Source organism: Catenulispora rubra (genome assembly GCF_015356825.1).
Classification (GTDB): domain Bacteria; phylum Actinomycetota; class Actinomycetes; order Streptomycetales; family Catenulisporaceae; genus Catenulispora; species Catenulispora rubra.
This window is the reverse complement of record NZ_JAACYW010000612.1, coordinates 1-1,488: the sequence shown is the minus strand read 5'-3', so window position 1 is coordinate 1,488 and position 1,488 is coordinate 1. Positions and strand designations below refer to the sequence as shown.

Below are 1,488 nucleotides of genomic sequence, written 5' to 3'. Positions count from 1 at the left end.
GGCGGGGATCCGGCCGCGGCGGCGGCACGGAACTGGACCGGCTCGAATCGGTGGGCGGCCGCGGCGGGCTCGCACTGCTCGGGCTGTTCGGGCTGTTCGGGCTGTTCGGCGTGGAAGGCGTCGAGGATTCGCCGCTGGGCTTCGGGACCGACGGCGGTCCCTGACCGCCCGAGGGCCCGGGCACCGACGGACGGCCCTGGGACGAGGTCGCGGTCGTCGTCGGGGTCGGCGGCGAAGCGCTGTCGGAACTGTCCGTCCCGCCGGCCGATGTCGGGGTCGGCGAGGCGTCGCCCGGCAGGTGCGAGCCGTCCTTGCCGATGTGGCGCACGGAGCCGGAGGAGTCCACGGCCATCGCGTCCGGACCGTCGGGGTCGTCGATCCACAGCATGCCGTCCTTGGCGAACACCAGCAGCTTCGCGGGATGGTCGGTCACCTGGATCCGGGGCAGCAGCTGCCCGGAGACGGTGTCGTAGACGATGAGCTGTCCGGTCGTGTCGTCCGGCAGATAGATCCGCGATCCCAGCACCTGGGGCGCTCCGAGGTCGTCGCCGGCGGCGTCGGCCAGCGTCACCGAACTCGGCACGCCGCTGTCGATGTCGACGACGATGAGCTCGCCGGCCCCGGACACCGCGACCGGCACCACGGTGCCGTCGGTCGCCGGCGGCGCCAGCCACCCGCCCGCCGTCGGCGCGGGGGTGCCCGCGGGCAGGTTCACCGTCGTGCGGGCCCCGCCGCGGCCCAGGATCGTCATGGTGTCACGGGCCGCGTCGGTCGCCACCGGCGTGCCGCCGGCGATGGTCAACGCCACCGGATCGCCGGGCAGCCCGACGGTCACCGGCGGACCCGACGCGCCTTTGGCGACGGGCACCAGCTGCCCGAGCGCGGGAACCGGCACCCACAGCGTGCCCTGGTTGTCGATCCCGGCGGCACCGAGCTGCCGTCCCAGCCGCAGTGGTGCACCGATCGCACTGAGCCGGGTCAGGTCGATCTGCTGGACCACACCGTGGTCGGGATCGATCGCGTACGCGAGCCCGGCCCCCGCGACGATCTGGACACCGGCGGTGTTGTAGTCCACCGACTGCGTCACGGTCAGCTGTGACGGATCGATCCGGCTCACCCGGCCCGTCACCGAGTCGACCACCACGACCTGCCCGCCGCTCTGCACGACCTGCAGCCGGTGCCCGCCGGACCCCGGGATCGGGACCCGCGCGTCGGCCACCCCGGCCAGACCGTCGGCATGGACGACGGCCCCCTTCGGCGCGTCGGTGAGCCAGGCCCCCGCGTCGCGCAGCGCGGGCGCGACCGCCCGCCACGCACCCGCCGTCGAGAACACCGCGACCGTGAGCAGCGCCAGGGCTGCGAACGCCGCCGTCGCCGCGCTGCGGTCCCGTCGCACTCCGCGAATCAGAGCTCTTCGCATAGTGGCCATCGTCGGGGTGGGGCGGGTGACGGGGTAGTCGTGTGAAAACAAGACGCGCGGTTCTGGCG

1 protein-coding gene is annotated in these 1,488 nt (G+C 74.1%); it reads right to left on the bottom strand.

What is annotated here, in order from left to right; all coding sequences use genetic code 11:
- Positions 1-1,420 (bottom strand): YncE family protein (locus GWK61_RS54515; protein ID WP_194922280.1); only part of this gene is annotated, 1,420 nt, incomplete at its 3' end.
- Positions 1,421-1,488: the final 68 nt, after the last annotated feature.